We start from the raw sequence: 15672 nt of genomic DNA, 5'->3' as shown, positions 1-15672 counted from the left end.
TCACTCCCCTTCGGAGCGGCCGCCGTCCGGCGTCGGCTCCGGTTCGGGACGTATTTCGCTCGGCGGTTCGACGTCCTCGAAGAGTTCCGTGACGATGTCCCGCGGGGAGACGTCGCCGAACTCCGCGTCCGCCGTGAGCACCAGCCGGTGGGCGAGTATCGACTCGGCGAGCGCCTTCACGTCGCCGGGGATGACGTACTCGCGGCCCTCGATCCGTGCCCGTGCCTTCGACGCGTTCAGGAACGCAAGCGACGCACGCGGCGACCCGCCGTGTTCCACCTCGGGATGGGTCCGTGACGCCTCGACGATGTCGAGAGCGTAGTCCCGGACCCGCTCGTCGATGTACGTGTCCTCGACGGTTTGTCGGGCCGCGGAGATGTCGGACTCTGAGACGACCTGACTGATGCTCCCCGCGTCCAGCAGCGGGTCCTCGTCGAACCGGTCGAGCATCTCCGCCTCCTCGTCGCGCGGCGGCAGGTCGACGTTCACCTTGAACTGGAAGCGGTCCCGCTGGGCCTCGGGCAGTTCGAAGGTACCCTCCATCTCGATCGGGTTCTGCGTCGCGACGACGATGAACGGCTCGGGCAGTTCGAGCGGCGTCCCCTCGATGGTGACCTGCCGTTCCTCCATGGCTTCGAGCAGCGCGCTCTGGGTCTTCGGCGTCGCGCGGTTTATCTCGTCGGCGACGACGACGTTCGCGAACACGGGGCCGCGCTGTAGTTCGAACTCCCCCGTGTACTCGCGGTACATCTGCGTCCCGGTGATGTCGGCCGGGAGGATGTCGGGCGTCATCTGGATCCGGGCGTACTCCAGGCCGGTGGCCGTCGCAAAGAGGTTCGCCATGGTCGTCTTGGCGGTCCCCGGAACGCCCTCCAGCAGGACGTGGCCGCGCGTCAGAAGCGATATCGTGATGCGTTCGAGGACGTGTTCGTTCCCGATGAGTACCGTCGATATCTCGTCGCGGATATCCTCGTACAACGTCGCCGGGTCAGTCATCGTCAGTTCGTTCGGAACGACGACGCATAATCCCTTCCGTCACGCGTTCGACACGGTCCGCCTGCCAGTCCGGGTGTCGCCTGCGAACCGTCTCAGCGACCTCTTCGGTCGACAGGAACGGGCCAGCGTTGTCCGGGCTGTCGTCGCTCCACGGTATCGGTATCGGCACCGACACCGACGGACGGCGCGCCCACGCGCCGACCCCGAGTACGCCGAGTACACCGAGGAGAACCTGTAGCACGGCCGAGCGCTGGACCGTCAGTTGTAACGCGACGAGCGGTGGGAGCTCTTCGGAGTGGGAGTAATCGAGCACGACGGTGTCGGCCGACCCGAGCAGGTTGCCCGCGAACGCGCGATTGTCCGTGCGTTCGAGCATCGCGTTGATCAGGATACTCGGGTCGCTCACGGCAATCACGCGCCCGTCACCGGCACGTTCGACCGTCGCGACGGGATACGACGCCAACGTTTCGTTGTCGTCGATGGTGTCGTTCCCGTTCCGGTCGAGATAGCCGTACGACGAGGAGGCAATCAATACTGTCGCCCCGCTGGCGTTGACTGCGCTGCCGTGGTTCAGCGTGACGCGTCGGACGCCACTGGTCAGCGAGTGGTTCGAGACGTTCGTCGCCACGGGGAGCGCGGGGGCGCGGTAGTAGTGACGCTCGTCGCGGAGCGGCGCGCCGTCGACCCGGGCATCCGCTCCGAGGCCGGCGAGGAGGTCGTTCCCGTTCGCGCCGAAGTCAGCCGCAACTACGACTGTTCCGCCGTTCTCGACGAAGGTGCGTACCCGTTCGGTGTCGTTCGCGTCGTACGGTTCGTCCGGTGAAAGGACGACTGCGACGGTCTCGTTCGGCCCGAGGGTGTCGTACGCCGCGGTGTCCCTGACGATCTGGCTCTCCGTACCCTGCTCGTCGGCGATGGTTCGGAGGTCAGACGCCCCGTCCCAGGCGGGGTTGTATGCGCCAAACCCGGCGCTGGACGTGCTCGCCGCGACGCCGACGCCGGCAACCGTCGCAACGAGCAGTGCTGCGAGGAGTACCTGTGGGTACGTGAGCGCCGAAAGTGACCTCATCCAAACACCTCCGGTGGGAGGATGGCGAGGATGCGCCGCACGACGATATACGCGAACACAACGAGGCCGAGACCGACGATCCACTTCAGCCGCGCGCGCCACGCCGGCGTAACGGTGAACGGTGCGGTGAGTTCCATCACGACGAGGAAGCCGATGAGCGAGACGACGAAGAACAGTTCGAGCGTGAGCGACCCGAGCAGGGCTAAACAGAGGATCGTCGCGAGCATCCAGGCTACCTGTCCGTGGATGAACTGCCAGCGCCGTCGGGTCGCCATTATCATGCCGTAACTGCCCGCACATCTTAAAACCCGACTCGTTCCTGTGTCGGGCACACCGCTGTCGGGGGATCCCAACCGAAGTCCGTTTCCGTTTGCTGCTCCAACGAGCGTTTGATGTGGCCCTGGGGACATCTCGCCGTCGGCTATCTGCTCTGGAGTCAGTTGGCACGCGATCGTCGGGGGCAGCCACCGACCGGTTCGGAAGCGATCCTGCTCGCCGTTGGAACACAGTTCCCTGACCTCGTTGACAAGCCACTGGCCTGGACGTTCGGCGTCCTCCCGAACGGCCGGTCGCTCACACACTCGGCGCTCGTCGCCGGAGTGGTTGTCGCCGTCGTCGTGCTTGTCTGTAACGGGCGTGACCGTCCCCTGCTCGGTGCTGCCTTCGGCGTGGGCTACGGTGTCCACCTCGCGACGGACGCGCTCCCGACGGTGGTCGCCGGGCACTATGCGGACCTTGCGTTTCTGGCATGGCCGCTCCTCCCGCCAGTCGAGTACGAGACCCAACAGAGCTTCACAGCACACTTCCTCGGCATTGAGCCCACGCCACTGTTTTTGTTGCAGATCCTCCTTTCGGCCGTTGCACTCGTCGCCTGGGTCCGTGATGGCTTGCCCGGGATCGCCGAACTGCGGGCAGCGGTCGACGCTGGTCGGGCGGCAGTCACCGACCTGTAAACTACCTCACCCTACTCCCTCGGCGCTCTGCGCCTCGGTCCTTGAGGGTGGGGCCACCGATAGAGCTTCGCTCTATCGAGGCCTCGAAAGGCTTCGCCTTTCGGTGGCTTTGATGTGGACTCCCGGCAATCAGTCTCCGGCAATATGCCGGGTGCTCTTGCCGTTCAACGTCCCACCATTTATACGCAGGTCTACTGCTGCGTCTCCGCTCCCCGACTTGGGCGAGGACCGGAGTCTGTGTGTTCGCTTTCGAGCGTACCGTAGCCCGATGTTCTTCGCGCCGTTGTAATCGGCGTTCACCTCGTACCCGCACTTCTGGCACTCGAACTGTTCGCCGTGACGGTTGTCGTCGTGCGTGAACCCACAGTCCAGAGAAGGGCGGGGGTACTTATACGATTGGGTGTCGGTCGGTCGAAGCATACCGGTTGCGTCGTACCGTGTCGGTTTCCTCTCCGGCCTACTCGCTCCCTTCGCTACGCTTCGGTCGCTCCTTGAGGCCGGAGGCTCCACCTTGCATTACGCGGAGGCCATAATAGTTATTTATTTGACCTGTGTTGGTCACGGGTGGATTCCCCCATGGTCGATCTCACCGGTCTCGTCTCCGGGCTCTTCGGCGACGACGCGGTGACGATCCGCGAATGCCGACAGTGTGGGACGACGCTGTCGGACGACGAAGCCGGCTGTCCGAACTGCGACTCCGAGGAAGTCGCCGAGTACACGCTCGGAAACCGGTGAATAGTGAGTGACTGTCCGTGTTCAGGGGCTGCCAGAACGTTTTTGTCGTCCGCGTTATTGTCAACTAGCTATGTATTCCGCCCGTGTTCGCCACGTCCCAAAGGTATGTGCCTATCTCACGCGTGGCGGGGGCGAACTCCTGGTGTTCGAGGGCCCGGAATACGACGGGTTGCAGGTCCCGAAAGGAACGGTCGAACCGGACGAGACGCCGGTTGCGGCGCTGTTCCGCGAGGTCGAAGAGGAAAGCGGGTTGCGGCTCGACACTGAGGTCACCTGCCTCGCACGCGATGTCTGGACGCGTCGCCGATCGCCGCCAAAGCGGTACGTGCGGCACTTTTTCCACGCCACCGTCGATGAGCCCCGCGACCGCTGGACACACACCGTGACCGGCGACGGCGACGAGGAAGGCCTGGAGTTTGCGTTTTCGTGGGTGGACCTCCCGCCCGCCCGCGAGTTCGCGTTCGACCTCGACGACTACGTCCATCTTCTCGCCTCGGAGGACGCGGATCGGTCGTCGTCAAACGGTGAACAGTCGGACGTCACCGCCCGGGAACGGACGTCGACGAGTACCGGGCGACGAGGACGCTGATCCCGAGCGCGCCGACGAGGCTGACGACGACGCCGAGCGCGAACCCGCCGGCCAGCACCTCCGGCGTCGCCCGCACCAGCCCGTCGAACCCGACGACGGCCGTGATCAGGTGGTTCAGTCCTGCGGTCACCGGGATCGCCGCTGCGACGCCGAGCACGCTCCCGGTCAGCCCCAGAAGCGACGCCCAGGCGGTTGTCGTCCCGACGACGGTCCATGGCGACCACCCGATCGCCCTGAGCACGGCGAACTCGCGGCGCTGCTGATAGATGACCGAGAGCAGGACGTTCAGCGTCAGCGCCAGCCCGCCGGCGACCGACAGCACGAGCAGGCTCACGGCGCTCGCGATGACGACCGCCTGATCGCCGAGGATCGCCCGGATCTGCTCGTCGTTGGTGCGGACCTCGTAGTCGGGGTACTCGGCCTCGAGTTCGGCTTTGACCGCTTCGGGGTTCGCGCCGTCCTGCAGGTCGACGGTGATGAACGTCGCGCGGTCGGCCGCGGTCGTCCCCGAGACCTCCTGCAGTTCGCTCAGATGCATCGTCACGGTCGGCGTCCCGAGGAACCGCGAGTACGTCGGCGAGATCCCGACGATCCGGAACTCGTGTTGCCTGGCGGTCGCGATCGTCCCCCCGGCGTACAGCGTGTCGCCCACGGAGACGTTGAACCGGTTCGCAGTCTGCCGGTCGATCACCATCTCGTGGGTCATCGGCCCGTCGTAGCTCCCGTTGGCGTAGTGGACGTCTTCGGAGCTGAACTCCTGACCTTCGGTGATCGTGACCGAGGGGCCCCTCGCCGGCGCGCCCGCCCCGACGTACGTCTCGAAATCTTCGCCGTCCGGGCTGACGTACACCGACTGGAACGCCATCGGGACCGCCGTCTGGACGTCGTCACGCTCGTTGAGTTCGGCGGCGACCGTGTGGGCGTCGACCAGCGTGTTCTCGATACCGCCGACCGTCCCCGGCTGGAACTGGACCGGCCCGCCGGTGACCCACAGGTCGCGGTCGGCGGCGTCGAACTGGGCCTCGCCCGTGGCGAGGACGCCGACGCCGACGCCGGCCAGGACGGTGGTCGCCAGGACGGCGACGGCGATTCCCACGACTGCGAGGGCGGTCCGACCCGGGTCGTATCGGAACTGCGACCCTGCGACGCCCAGTATCGCGCGGATCCGCCGCAGGCGGCTCATCGGTCGATCACCTCCAGCGGCCGGGACCGGTAGCTCAGGTAGACGGGATACAGCGACGCGACCAGCCCGATGACGACGGCGAGCCCGATCCCGTACGGCACGAACAGCGGGTGGAAGGTCGCGGCCGACGCGTCGGCGACGTATTCTGCAGCAACCCGGTTCGTGATTTCTACGCCGGCGACGCCGACGCCGATGCCGGCGATCCCGCCGACGACGGCGACGGTGAGCACCTCCGCCAGGACCACGACCGCCCGGGAGCGCCGGGAGAACCCCACGGCAGCGAGGAGTGCGAGCCGCTGGCGGTCGCCGGTCACCTCGAGTCCCATCGTCGTCGCCACGGCGAGCGTGCCGACGGAGAGCGCGGTGACGAACGCCGCGGCCGCGATCGCAAGCGGCAGGTCGTCGGCCCCGCCGCGGTCGAGCCCGACGTCGTTGCGGGCGATCACGGTCGTCTCGGGGTAGACGCCGTCCAGCTCCTCGCGGACCGAGCGGTCGTTCGTCCGGACGAGGATCTGGTTCGCCTGGTCGCCGTCGGCCGCGCCGGTGATCGACTGGAGTTCGCTCAGGTGCATCACGGCGACGGGAAAGGTGCCCGTCCCCCGCGACTCCGCCACGGAAACGTTGACTACCTGCAGTCGCCGCGGCTCCGCGCCGCGCACCTGCAACTCGACTGCGCCGCCGTCCGTGGCGTTCAGGAGTTCGGCCGCGCCGTCGCTCAGAACGACCTCGTCCGTCCGCTCCCCGTCGTACGTGCCGTTCGCGTAGTGGGGGTCGCCGGGCGCGAGCCCGGCCGTCGAGACGCCGAACACCTCGAACGTGTCGTCCGCGGGAACGACGCCGGCCACTAACACGTACTCCCGGGTGTCATCCGTCGGGTTCTCCAGGGCGACGAACTCCAGCAATACGGGCGTCGCGCCCCGAACCCGCTGGTCGTCCGCGATCGACCGCGCCGTCGCGTGGGAGTCGCCGAGCCGGACGCCGCCGGAGGCGACCGTCAGCGGCGAGGAGCCCTGCTCCGGAACGACCCAGTAGTCGACGTCGTCGGAGGCGACCGTCGACTGTCCGGCGAGGCCCACTGCGACTCCGGTGACGGTCAGCGTAAAGCCGACCGCGATCCCGACGCCGACGACCGTCACGAGCACTCGGCGCGAGTCGCCGCCCCGGAGCCTGGCGAGCGCCCCGCGGAAGCCGAGCCCGAACAGCCCCGTAACCCGGCGGAGTCGCGAGGATTGGGGTCCCTCAGGCATCGCGCACCACGCGACCGTCGCGCAGTCGGACGACCCGGTCGGTTCGGTCGAGCGCCTGGTCGTCGTGCGAGGCCAGTATCACCGCCCGCTCGTCCGCGACATCGGTCAGGAGGTCGAGCACCCGTTCGCTCGTGGCCGAGTCGAGTTCGCCCGTCGGCTCGTCGGCCAGCACGACCGCCGGGTCGGTGGCGAGTGCGCGCGCTATCGCGACCCGTTGCTGTTCGCCGCCGCTCAGCTCGTCCGGACGGTGTGTCACGCGCTCGCCGAGCCCGACCCGCTCCAGCAGCGCCGTCGCGCGCTCCCGGCGATTTCGCTTCGAGACCCCGCGCTGGACCAGCGGCAGCGCGACGTTCCCGCGCGCCGAGAGCGACGGTAGCAGGTAGAACCGCTGGAAGACGATCCCGACGTGGTCGAGCCGGAGCCGTGTTCGCTTCCGTTCGGACAGCCCGGTCACGTCGGTCCCCGCGACCTCGACCGTGCCCTCGCTCGGCACGTCGAGGGCCGCAAGCAGGTGCAGCAGGGTCGACTTCCCGCTCCCGCTCGGGCCGGCGATCCCGACGACTTCGTCGCTGTCGACCGCGAGGGTCACATCGGAGAGCGCCGTCACCGTTGGCCGGTCGACCGACCGAAAGCGGTCGAGCCACCGACCGGACGAACGGGTGTACTCCCGACCCAGGGACTCACACGACACGATCGGCTCCGTACCCGACCCCGGTTCCATAGATACGCAAGAACTCCGAACGATGATAAGGGTCCCCCTTACGACTCCCCGTCGTCCGAGTCGCTCAGAATGTCGCTCGCGTCGAGTTCCTCGCCGCCCGATTCGTCCTCGTCTTCCGGCTCGTCGAACATGTCGGTCGCGACCTCGACCGGCGAGCGCTCCGCCTCGGACTCGTCGTCCTCGTCGTCGCTCCCGTCCTCGGCGGCGAACAGCTCCGACGCCGTGGTGTCGGTTGGCGTGTCCGTCCCCGTCGACTCGCCGGTGTCGGACGACGCGTTCTCGCCCTCGTCGGCCGTGGCCTCGTCGCTCTCGGAACCGTCAGGGGCGGATTCTCGGCTCTCTCCGTGACTCGCGATCTCGGACCCACTGTGGCCGTCGTCGCCACCGCCGTCATCGCCGCCACCGTCGTCGCCGCCATCACTATCATCGTCGTCACCGCCATCATCGCCTCCATCGTCACCGCCGTCGTCACCAGCATCTCCGTCCCCACCGTCACCGCCGTCGCTGTCGTCGTCGCCATCACTTCCGTCTTCACCGTCGTCGTCTCCGCCACTCTCGTCGTCGTCCGTGTCTTCGTCGTCAGCGGCACTGGTGGCGCTCGCGGACCCTGCGGACGACGACCCGTCGTCGAGCACGTCGTCTTCGTCGTCCTCGAGACGCCCCGTGAAGTCCGCGGGGGAGAAGTCGATGTCCTCCCGCTGTGCGAGGTAGTAGCCGATGGCGGCGACCAGCAACACGATCAGGAACAACGCGATGAACAGGCCGCCGAGACCACCGCCGCCATCGCCGTCACCGGCACCGCCATCGCCGTCACCGGCACCGCCGTCTCCGTCACCCGGCCCGGCCGTCGTGGTCGTCGTAGTCGTGGTCTCCTGACTCTCGACGACCGCGAGTTCGCCGGCATTCATGCCGCCGATCCCGATCTGGAACTGCCCCACTTCGTCGAACTGCCGGGTGAAGCTCACCTCGGTGGACTCGCCGGGACCGACCGAAACCGTCCGTTCGTCGACGACCTCGCCGTCGACGGTCAGGTTCACCGTGTAGTTCCCCTCGACGCCTGCCGCGTTCCGGACGGTGGCGCTGACGGTCGCCTCCTCGCCGACCGTGATCTCCTCACTGTCGAGCGACGCGTCCGAGACGCTGAACGCGCTCGGCGGCGCTACCTGGGGCTCTTCCGTCGAGACGGCGAACACCGAGAGGCCGGGCGACGTTGCTTGGTAGCGGTAACCGTTGTCGGTCGGCCCGATGACTCCCGTCTCGACCTGCTGCCACTCGCCGTCGCTGTAGCGGTACAGCGCCACGTCGCTCCACTCGATGCCCTGCTCGTCCAGCGTCGACTGGTCGACGGTGAACGTGAACTGCACTTCCCGGGTTTCGGGTGCGTCCGCATAGGAGACGTTGAAGTACTCCATGTCGGACTGTCCCGCGTGGACCGAGGGCACGTCCTCGGGGCCCTGGTCGACGGTCATGTTGAAGTCCGTGTCCCGGGCGAACTCGACGGACATCCCTTCGAGCCGGACGCCCTCGCGGTCCGCGAACGCCGAGGAGAGGTCGATCTCGACGGGCTCGAACCCTTTGGCGTGCATGATCTGGACGTTTGCCTTGCCGTCAGTCACGGTGACCTCCGTTTCGACTTGCTGGATCGGGTCGGGCAGGTCGCCTGGCGGCGCGCCGCCACCCCCACCGCCGTCACCCTCGTCGGGGTCGGTTTCGTTTCCGTCGTCCGGCGGTTCAGCCTCGTCGGGTTCCGACAGCTGGAACTCGTCGGTGTTCGTGTACATCGTCGACCCGTCCTCCTCGACGGCGACGTGGACCCAGCGGTACTCGGTGTTCGTCGTCCAGTTACCGAGGGTCTCGACGGTGATCGTCTCGGTGGCGGAGCCGTTGACGACCGTCATCGAGGCGTCGAGCCGCTCCCCGCCCACGGCGGGCACGTACTCGGTTTCGGGGTTGGTCGACGGCGGCCCGTTGTTTGCTATCAGCTCCGGAATGTTCATCGGCTCCGTCCGTCGCTCGTCGGAGAAATCCCGGCCGTCGAAGGAGACGTCGCCCTCCGTGCGGAGCACGCCGTTGGTCTCGTTGACCGAGTGCTCGATCCGGAGGTCTTCGGTCGCGTTGAAATCGAGCGAGGGGCGCTCCTCAACGTCGATCACGAAGGACTGGTCGACGAAGCCGGTGTCCTCGTCGTAGACGGCGACCGCGTGGGCGACGGGGTCACCGGAACTGCCCGCGTCGACGTCGAACGTGAGGTTCGTGCCCGGGGTCACGTTGTTCTGACTCTCGATCGTCGTCGGGTCGACCGAGGAGGGTTCCTTCTGGACGGCCACCTGCTCGACCCCGAGCACCGTGATGTTGCCGTCGATGGAGAGGTCGCCGTTATCGACGACGAGCCCCTCGCCGTCGGAGGCGTTCGCCATCAGCAGCATGTACTGGCCGGACTGTGAGGGATCGAAGTCGAACGCCGCGTCGGCCGTGCCGGCGTCCAGGGTTTTCTCGTCGACCTCGCTGAACGTCACGTTCTCGTTGATGTCCGAGACGCTCCCGCTCATCAGCGACAGCGACCCCAGGTTCATGTTCATGATCTGGTTGCGGCCCTGGGTGGGTTCGAGTCTCCCAGCGACGAGTGTCACGGACTCGCCCTCGAACTCGTCGGAGGCTCGTTGCGTGACGCTGTGGTCGTACTCGACGGTGATCGTTTCGCTCTCGTTGAACACGCCGATCCACGGCTTGTTCAGGGAGGTCTCGTCGCCGCCCGGGCTCTGAATACGCCAGTCGGCGTTCGGGATCCGCGTCGCGGCGTTCGACGTGTCCGCGCGCAGCGGCAGGATCGAGCGGTCCCAGACGTCGATCTTGTCCCGTAGCGCAGCCCGCCGAACGTTCTCACAGCTCTGCTCGACGATCGTCACGTTCTGGGACATGTTCAGCTCGGTGGCGACACCGTCATCGGTGCCGTCGTTCGAGAGAACGTTCCACTGCTCTATCTGGCCCCCCTCGTAATCGGGGTCGGGGTGCTTGTCGCCGTTGTCGTCGAGGTCGTCTAGCTCGTCGGGGTAGTGGATATCGTCGTTGAACCCCGGCTGGATAGCGAACCCGGCAGTGTCGTCCTCGTTCTCGGGCGTCAGCGCGCCGCCGTCGGTTCGGTTGTCGAGCCAGAACCAGGCGGCGTAGTTCCCGCTTCCGTTGACGAACACGTCGTAGTCCTCGGATGGGGCACCGTTGTAGAAGTCATCCCTGACGGTCCAGTTGGACTTGATGAGGGAGCCCGACTCGTCGAACGCGGAGACGTTGTACGAGACGCGGGCTCCTTCGCCGTCGTCACCGTACTCGTCGTGGACTGTGACGAGGCTAACGCCGTCGGTGCCCTCGTACAGCAGGACCTGGCTCGTCTGGGACTTCTGGAGCGCCTGCGTCCCGAGCGAACTGTAGACGCCCTCGTCGTCCCCGTCACCGTCCGTGTCCTCCTCGACCGTGTAGTCGTAGAACTCCTCGACGGACTCCGTTCCGTCGCCGAACGCCGCGACGTCGACACAGGTGTCGCCCTGGATGACTGCGTACGACGTGTTCGATGCGTTCTGGTCGACAGGTGCCGTGGTGCCTGCTGTCTCGGCGAACCCCGCCCCCGTCATCATCGAGAGCGTCATCACGGTCGCGAACAGCAGGACCGTGGCGGTCCGAAACCGACCCATTAGTTATCCCCCCACCGCTGAAATACCGGTACTGGCGTCGGGGTTCCGGCGACCACTGCCGGTCGATCTACTCCGGTCGCTCGGTGGGCCCTGTCCCAAGTCAGACCCCACCGTGACGAGATATGTTATCATAATGGACAAATCATACTGTGGTCCCATAATGTTTACTCTACCCTCGTACAGCACACAACGAACTGATACCTGTGAACCGCCTCGGGGTCAAGCCCCGAGGCTTCCCGTGGGTTAGTCGGACACTCCCACGCGACCATCGGCCTGATAGCCTCGGACGGTCGGGTGGGTCACGGTCGGGGCGTCCACAGCCCCCGATGCCTGCCGTCGCACCTTCCGCACTTGGGGAAGGCTGTTGAGAGCAGGCACATTCCAATCGAGTTTCTTCACGCCTTTCACGGCGATGTTGACGCTTGCACTACGGTCGCTGTGGTCTTGGTGGGAACACAACCGACACTTGAACCGCTTCTTGTTGCGGTTCGCACGCTCCGCATGCCCACATATCGGACATCGTTGGCTGGTGTACTCGGGATTAATCCACACCGTTGGGATGCCCTCGAACGACGCTTTGTACGACGTATAGAACTGGAGGGCGCGGAACGGGAGGTGGTGCAAGCGTCGGTTCATCCGTGTGCCGTAGTCGATACTGTCGCGCATCTCTTTGAGGTCTTCAAAGACGATACACGGCTTCTCGAACTGCTGGCTCCACTCCACGATATGCCGAGACACCTTGTGGAGTCTGTCGCGGACGAACCGTTCCTCACGCCCTTCCAGCGTGTCGTGGATGCTGTCCTTCCCCGCGTTCTGGACGCGCTTCCGCATCGTGAAGTAGCGGTGACGCTCGAACTTGATCTCGGGAAAGTCGATAACCAACGAGTCCTCAACCCCGTCTTCGGACAGAGCGGTGAGGGCTACATTGTCCTCGTTCACATCCACACCCACGACAGTCCGGGAGTCCTGCTTGTCTCGAACAGTCTGCTCGGTGTTGGTGACATTGACGTGCAACTCAGCGTTGTCGTTGTGGAACAGGGCTTCCGCGGTCCCAATCTTCCACTCGTCGTTTTCGAGTGCGGTTTTGAGAATATCGAGATGGGCGTCACTCCCTTTGAGGAATCCCTTGACGTGTTTGTACGGCTTCGCGCTGATACGGAACTCCACGTCACCGTCGTCGGTGAGCGACAGGTTGTACCCCTCCTCGTAGTTCGCTCGAAGCGGGTACGCACCGTCTTTGGTGTGACTCGGGAGTCCGAAGTCGTCGTACTCGTAGTAGTTCTCCATCGCGCCGAGAGCCTTGGCGACGACGCGCTGAGTCGTGTTCTTCACGAGGTTGGTATCGTCGGCCACGCGGTCGGGGATGGCGTCCCAGTCCACGCCGTCTTTGGCGAGCTGGATGGTTTCGTTGTACACCGAGCGGGCTTCGAGTGTGGCGTCGTACAGCAGACCCTCGTTGTCACTCTGTATGTCGAGTTGGAAGTCCAGCGTCTTGACGAGGGCCTGTGAGTTGGTCATTCTTCGTCTTGTTCGGTGGGTTCTGAGGTTCGGACGACTTTCACGTCGGCTCCACGCCATCGTTTAGGGACGGTGACGTGGGCGCTGTTCCCGAACGGTTTGACCTCGCCGTCGAGAACTTCCTCGCCGTCGATTTCAAAGCGATTCACCATACCTTCGTATATCCTTTAGATATACTCAACTATGTTGGTGGAGTGGGTTCGATATGGGTGAGAAGCGGTCGAATCACACGGTGTACAACGTCAACTACCATTTCGTGTGGTGTCCGAAGTACCGCCACGCCATCCTCGAACCAATCGAGGATTCGCTGGAAGCGAGTTTCTGCAACGTGTGCAACGAGTATGGCTACGAGATACTGTCGCTTCACATCTCACCCGACCACGTACATTTGTTCCTCTCCGCCCATCCGAAGCACGCGCCGGGCGAGATTGTGCGGACGGTCAAGAGCATCACGGCGCGGGAGATGTAGAGCCAGGGACAGCCACGAGCGTCGCCCGAACAAGTCGGGTCACCGAGACCGTCCTGCCAGACTGAAATCCTTCGATCCACAAACCTTATGCGCGAATTGAGCCTGTTTGGGGACGTGCATCGAGCCGCCCTCCCGGCCGTGTTCTGTGCGGTGCTTCTCGTTGCAGTGGTCAGCCCGGCACTCTCCTCGGGGGTGGCCGATTCCGGGGCAGCGACCGACACTGCGACGTGGGAGATGTCCGTCTCCGACAGCATCGAGACGCCGTCCCGGACGGTCACGTTCGAGGGCCAGACGTTCGACGTTTCGGGTGTCTCGGTGGCTGATCCCGGAGGATCTGTAAGCGTCGAAGTGACCGGTCCGGACGAGGTGTACCGGGTGTACCTCTACAACGGCGAGGAGCAGATCGAGGCCTCGAAGCGCGGCACGGGTGACGGGTCGTTCACGTTCGACCTCTCCGACTACGAGCCCGGCTCGTACGTGCTCACGGTGTATCACGACGGGAACTATCAGACGGTCCACCCGCTCGTGGTTCGGGGGTACGACGTGTCGGTCTCCGCACCGTCGACGGTCACCGAGGGCGAGCGCTTCAACGCGACCGTCGAGGTAACCGAGATGAGCGATGTGCCAGCCCCCGACTCCGTCGAGGCGGTCATCGCGGACAGCGAGGGCGAAACACGCGTGACGGCGACACAGGAGACCGAAAGCGGGTACGTCGTGACCGTCGCGGCCAGTGACCTCTCCACCGGCGAGTACGCATTGTATGCGGGCGTTCGCATCGACGAAACCGCCTTCGGCGAGCGGGCGCTCGTCGGCGTGAGCGGCTCGTCGACGATTACCGTCGAAGAAGCCCGCACGACGACACCGTCTTCGACGACGACGCCGAGTGATGGCGGCGGCGGTTCGTCTCCTGGCGGGGGATCAGAGACAACCCGCCCCGCGACCACGACGACAGACTCGGGTCCTGATGGGACGACACCGACGACCACGACTTCGACGACCGCTGCGACGTTGACCTCTACGGCGAACGGAACAGAGTCGACGGTCTCCCGGACTACTGTGACGAGTACTGACGCTCCGACCGACAACACGACGACCACCGACTCGACGACAGGCGACGACGGTGTGTTGACGCCCGGTGGGTCGACCACGTCCACCGACGAGAGCGACACGAGCGGTCAGCCCGGTCCGGGGCTCTCCGGCGCGGCCCTGGGGGTCGTTGCACTGGTGGTGCTTGCTGTCCGCCGGAGTTGCGAGTGACAATGGACGCTTTTTAGGGCCCCCTCACTAACGACGAGTGTATGGCTGAGGAGGCGGAGTGGCGGTTGCTGCTGCCAGCTCCCGTTCGGCGACTGCCGGCCGATCTCGCTGGAGTCGTCGCGCTCGTCTGTCTCACGAACCTCGTGGTGCTTGCACCCCTCGTCCGGGAGTCGCCGCTTCGGGTGGTTCTCGGCTTACCGTTCGTCCTGTTCGTCCCCGGCTACGCGTTCATCGCGGCCCTGTTCCCGGAGGCCGGGGCATCTCCGGTCGAAGAGGCCGATGCAGAGACTGGAGCGGAGGACGCAGGCTCGGGAGTCGATTCTGACGACGGCCGCCTCGCGACGGCCCGTGACCGTGGGATCGACGGTATCGAGCGGGTAGCGCTGTCGTTCGGGCTCAGCATCGCCGTCGTCCCGCTCATCGGACTGGTGTTGAACTTCACGCCGTGGGGGATCCGACTGCTGCCGATCCTCGTGGGTGTCAGCGGGTTCACGCTCATTTCGACTGCTGTCGCGGCGCATCGGCGCTGGGAGCTGCCCGCGGACGAGCGGTTTCGGGTTCCGTATCGCGAGTGGGTTGCCACGGCGCGTGCAGAACTGTTCGAGCCGGATACGAGGGCCGACGCCGCGTTGAACGTCCTGCTCGTGCTCAGCCTGTTGCTTGCGGTCGGCAGCGTGGGCTACGCGGTCGCCGTCCCAAAACAGGGCGAGTCGTTCTCGGAGTTCTACGTGCTCACCGAGAACGAAACCGGCGACCTCGTGGCCGACGGGTATCCAACGGAGTTCACGCAGGGCGAGAGCGCGGAGATCGTCGTCGGCGTTGGGAATCACGAACACCAGCCCGAGACGTATCAGGTGGTGGTCGAGATGCACCGGGTCGAGATGGTGAACAACTCGACCCGGATCGTTGAACGCGAAGATCTCTCCCAGTTCTCGACCGGCGAGGTCGCGGACAACGAAACCTGGCTCCGTACACACAACGTCACGCCGACGATGACCGGCGAGCGCCTGCGGCTGACGTACATGCTATATCGTGGGGACGTGCCCGCCGAGCCGACGCCCGAGAACGCCTATCGGGAGTTGCACCTCTGGGTGAATGTCTCCGAGGCGAACGGGACTGCGGCGGTTTCTCGCTCCGAGACTGCCGTTGGTGATGTTTCGGGGGCCTCAGTGAGCGATCGCTCCGTTGCAGTTGCGGTTGCAGGGACTATGAGCATCCCTGTTTCTCGGTATCGCCCGTAGGTGCGTCA

General features: G+C 65.5%; 14 protein-coding genes and 2 pseudogenes. 6 read left to right on the top strand and 10 right to left on the bottom strand.

Annotated features, from left to right (window positions below; genetic code table 11):
- The 3 genes from D8896_RS03700 to D8896_RS03690 are packed head-to-tail and all read right to left on the bottom strand — an operon-like array spanning position 1 to position 2340.
- Positions 1-996, bottom strand: a complete 996-nt coding sequence (locus D8896_RS03700) for an AAA family ATPase (RefSeq protein WP_121820742.1) — start codon at positions 994-996, stop codon at positions 1-3.
- On the bottom strand, positions 989-2065 hold the full coding sequence (locus D8896_RS03695; protein ID WP_121820741.1) for a DUF4350 domain-containing protein: 1077 nt from the start codon (positions 2063-2065) through the stop codon (positions 989-991). The genes D8896_RS03700 and D8896_RS03695 overlap by 8 nt, the downstream gene beginning before the upstream one ends.
- On the bottom strand, positions 2062-2340 hold the full coding sequence (locus D8896_RS03690) for a hypothetical protein (RefSeq protein ID WP_121820740.1): 279 nt from the start codon (positions 2338-2340) through the stop codon (positions 2062-2064). The genes D8896_RS03695 and D8896_RS03690 overlap by 4 nt, the downstream gene beginning before the upstream one ends.
- Positions 2341-2457: 117 nt before the next feature.
- Here D8896_RS03690 and D8896_RS03685 point away from each other — a divergent pair, with 117 nt between their 5' ends.
- Positions 2458-3018 carry a metal-dependent hydrolase gene (locus D8896_RS03685; RefSeq protein WP_121820739.1) on the top strand — a complete coding sequence of 187 codons (561 nt, stop codon included), beginning with the start codon at positions 2458-2460 and terminating at the stop codon, positions 3016-3018.
- A gap of 129 nt (positions 3019-3147) precedes the next feature.
- Here the strand turns inward: D8896_RS03685 and D8896_RS03680 are convergent.
- Positions 3148-3387 (bottom strand): annotated as a pseudogene (locus D8896_RS03680) (zinc ribbon domain-containing protein); the annotation flags it as partial.
- Between the two features lie 207 nt (positions 3388-3594).
- Here D8896_RS03680 and D8896_RS19155 point away from each other — a divergent pair.
- Both D8896_RS19155 and D8896_RS03675 read left to right on the top strand, forming a co-directional pair.
- Entirely contained in the window at positions 3595-3753 is a 159-nt protein-coding gene (locus D8896_RS19155; protein WP_162991421.1) for a hypothetical protein, read from the top strand.
- A 70-nt stretch (positions 3754-3823) separates the two neighbouring features.
- On the top strand, positions 3824-4342 hold the full coding sequence (locus tag D8896_RS03675) for an NUDIX hydrolase (protein WP_121820738.1): 519 nt from the start codon (positions 3824-3826) through the stop codon (positions 4340-4342).
- On the opposite strand, the gene D8896_RS03670 is transcribed toward D8896_RS03675, so the two are convergent.
- From D8896_RS03670 to D8896_RS03645, 6 genes are all read right to left on the bottom strand, one after another.
- Complete coding sequence (locus tag D8896_RS03670; protein WP_121820737.1) at positions 4293-5525, bottom strand: ABC transporter permease; 1233 nt, start codon at positions 5523-5525, stop codon at positions 4293-4295. The genes D8896_RS03675 and D8896_RS03670 overlap by 50 nt on opposite strands.
- A complete protein-coding gene (locus tag D8896_RS03665; protein ID WP_121820736.1) occupies positions 5522-6772 on the bottom strand; it encodes an ABC transporter permease in 1251 nt (416 codons plus the stop codon). The genes D8896_RS03670 and D8896_RS03665 overlap by 4 nt, the downstream gene beginning before the upstream one ends.
- Complete coding sequence (locus tag D8896_RS03660; RefSeq protein ID WP_121820735.1) at positions 6765-7493, bottom strand: ABC transporter ATP-binding protein; 729 nt, start codon at positions 7491-7493, stop codon at positions 6765-6767. The genes D8896_RS03665 and D8896_RS03660 overlap by 8 nt, the downstream gene beginning before the upstream one ends.
- A 38-nt stretch (positions 7494-7531) precedes the next feature.
- Positions 7532-11179, bottom strand: a complete 3648-nt coding sequence (locus tag D8896_RS19715; RefSeq protein WP_121820734.1) for a PGF-pre-PGF domain-containing protein — start codon at positions 11177-11179, stop codon at positions 7532-7534.
- A 243-nt stretch (positions 11180-11422) separates the two neighbouring features.
- Entirely contained in the window at positions 11423-12697 is a 1275-nt protein-coding gene (locus tag D8896_RS03650) for an RNA-guided endonuclease InsQ/TnpB family protein (protein ID WP_121820733.1), read from the bottom strand.
- Entirely contained in the window at positions 12694-12849 is a 156-nt protein-coding gene (locus tag D8896_RS03645) for a DUF2080 family transposase-associated protein (protein ID WP_006067108.1), read from the bottom strand. Before D8896_RS03645 ends, D8896_RS03650 begins: the two co-directional genes overlap by 4 nt.
- A 53-nt stretch (positions 12850-12902) precedes the next feature.
- On the opposite strand from D8896_RS03645, the pseudogene tnpA reads away from it, so the two are divergent.
- The 3 genes and pseudogenes from tnpA to D8896_RS03630 all read left to right on the top strand — a co-directional run.
- Positions 12903-13163 (top strand): annotated as a pseudogene (tnpA, locus tag D8896_RS03640) (IS200/IS605 family transposase); the annotation flags it as partial.
- 117 nt (positions 13164-13280) lie between these two features.
- A complete protein-coding gene (locus D8896_RS03635; protein ID WP_162991420.1) occupies positions 13281-14423 on the top strand; it encodes a hypothetical protein in 1143 nt (380 codons plus the stop codon).
- A gap of 41 nt (positions 14424-14464) precedes the next feature.
- The gene (locus D8896_RS03630) at positions 14465-15664 is read left to right on the top strand and encodes a DUF1616 domain-containing protein (protein WP_121820731.1); all 1200 of its coding nucleotides are present in this window, start codon (positions 14465-14467) and stop codon (positions 15662-15664) included.
- Positions 15665-15672 lie beyond the last annotated feature (8 nt).

The sequence above is a fragment of the Halostella salina genome, assembly GCF_003675855.1.
GTDB lineage: Archaea > Halobacteriota > Halobacteria > Halobacteriales > Natronoarchaeaceae > Halostella > Halostella salina.
The sequence above is the reverse complement of the archived record's forward strand: the minus strand, read 5'-3'. Positions and strand labels throughout refer to the sequence as shown.